General features: G+C 56.1%; 1 protein-coding gene. It reads left to right on the forward strand.

Annotated features, from left to right (window positions below; translation table 11 throughout):
• On the forward strand, positions 1-946 hold a 946-nt coding region (locus tag OP495_RS18265; RefSeq protein ID WP_280571193.1), incomplete at its 5' end, for a porin.
• Positions 947-956 lie beyond the last annotated feature (10 nt).

The following is a 956-nucleotide window of genomic DNA, read 5'->3' on the forward strand; positions in this document are numbered from 1 at the left end:
AGACGGCACACAGCTCGACCTGTACGGCAACATCCAGATTGCCTACAAGTCTGTAGATAATATTGACGGCAGCTCCGAAGACGAGCTGTTCGACAACGGCTCTACCGTCGGTATCGCTGGTCAGCACATCATCAATCCGGGCCTGACCGGCTATTTCAAGGCCGAGTTCGAGCACGATGCCGACGAGTCCAAGATCGATGGTGGTCTGGATACCGGCGACCAGGCTTACATGGGGCTGAAGGGTAACTTCGGTGATGCCCGTGTCGGTTCCTGGGATCCGCTGATCGATGACTGGGTTCAGGATCCGATCTCCAACAACGAATATTTCGACGTCACCGATTCCACTGCGGATTTGGGTAACGTGTACGGCGATAATGGCCTGGGTGCGGACGCAGACCGTGAAGGTGACAAACTTCAGTACGTCTCGCCGTCACTGGGAGGCCTGCAATTCGCTGTCGGTACGCAGTACAAGGGCGATGCTGAAGGTGAGTTCGGCGGTAGTGACGACTTTGGCAGAAATTACGAAAACCAGGGGTCGAACGCTTCCTTCTTCGGTGGTCTGAAGTATACCGCTGGCGCGTTCTCCCTCGCGGCCGTCTATGACGATCTCGACAACTATACGCTTGAAAGCACCGATGGTGGTAATGACATCGAAGCGAAGGCCTATGGCCTGAACGCTCAGTACACCATGGACGCGCTGCGTGTGTCCGCCAAGGTCGAAAATACCGACGCCGATTATGGCGGTGAAAGCGGTGACATCATGCGCTATGCCTTGGGCGCTCGGTACGGCTATGGCTTCGGCGATGTCTACGGCTCCTATCAGCGCGTCGATGCCGACAAAGAAGTCGCTGCTGTGGCCAACCCGTCAGGTTATGACGACACAAGTGGCGGGCACAATGTTACTGATGCCGGCGGCTCCTATAATGGCGATGCCAGCTTAAACTAGTTCGTTCAGG

Source organism: Chromohalobacter sp. 296-RDG, from assembly GCF_029889885.1.
Lineage (GTDB): Bacteria > Pseudomonadota > Gammaproteobacteria > Pseudomonadales > Halomonadaceae > Chromohalobacter.